Consider the following 1304-nt stretch of genomic DNA (forward strand, 5'->3'; position numbering starts at 1 on the left):
GCGTTTTTTAATCGTTGTACCAGCTTGGGTGACATTATTCAGCCAGCGCTGTCGACGCCTTGCAGGACTGTCATAGCGCAGCAGCAGCCATAATAAGCGAGCATAAATAGCGGGGATCGTTAAGCGCCCGCCAGCTATTACATGATAATCATACTGCCAACTACCAGCAGCGTAACTATCGCTCACCCCGCCAAAGGGCGATTGGCTGGCACAGATCACCATGTGGCCGCGCTCATAAGCCAGTTGTAGAGCAGCTGCCAGCGCGTCCGAATAGGGGACATTGCCTGCGCCAAATCCTAGTAGCATAATGCCAGAGGGTGGCTGCGACAATAATGCTTGTAGCTGATTGCTCATCACCTCGGTGTCATTAGGCAAACAGTATAAAGCATGGATGCGCACCTGCTCAGCGCGACCTTGAATAGCATCAATTATATCGTATTGGTCATCAAGCCAATGCTGTCGCCGCGTGTCTGGTAATGCTCTTATATAACTATTGGCAGGATAAGCGGCTCGAGAATGTCCGGTAAATGCCATTAGATCATGACTGTGTATCTTTTGCACCGTTTGTGCTGGCCATGACTCACCACCAAAGCAAATTTTAATGCCTGATTCGCCAGCCGCTGCGAGTTTTAAGGCGTCAGTCAGATTGTCCCATGCGTCACTATTGGCATCGACACTATAGTCATGCAACACTTCACTGTCTAGTAACGGGCGCATACTGCCAGTCACAACGATACTAATATCGCTACCGGCGAACGCTTCTGCTAAAAACGCCCCTAAATAACTTAAGGTGTCAGTACCAGTGATTAAGACAAAGCGTCTGTTACCTTGTGCATAGGCGCTTAATAGGAGCGTATAAAAATGTACAAAGTCGCTAGGAGTCAGTTGGCTGCTGTCTTTAATTAATGCATTGTCAAGCCATGAAATCTTAGGTAGATGGCTCGCATTATCTTGCTTAGCCAGCAGTTGTTGCAATGTAGGCAAAAATATTTCAGCAGATAAAGGTGCTAAGGGTCGTCCGTAGCTACCAAAAGTACCACCAGCATAAATGAGGTGAATAGGGTCGGATAGGTTTTTTGTCATAACAGAGGATGGCATAGTATGGACGCAGTCAATGAATGTGAAAAAAAGAGAGGAAAGCTTAGGAATGATAGGTAGTATGATAATAGATATTATAAAGGTGAAATGCAAAAAAAATCAGCAAGTATATATTCTAAATGATATAGAAAATACTTGCTGATACGAGAGGAGGTTATTGACTATGCGGTGCGGTCGAGTAGCACTTGAGCTTGCTGCTGCTGTTC

Annotated in this window: 1 protein-coding gene; it reads right to left on the reverse strand. The window is 45.8% G+C overall.

Annotated features, from left to right (window positions below; genetic code table 11):
• The coding region (locus tag JMW64_RS13870; RefSeq protein WP_227675076.1) for an asparaginase at nucleotides 1–1083 on the reverse strand (1083 nt) is incomplete at its 3' end.
• Nucleotides 1084–1304 lie beyond the last annotated feature (221 nt).

This window comes from Psychrobacter immobilis, from assembly GCF_904846065.1.
GTDB lineage: Bacteria > Pseudomonadota > Gammaproteobacteria > Pseudomonadales > Moraxellaceae > Psychrobacter > Psychrobacter immobilis_H.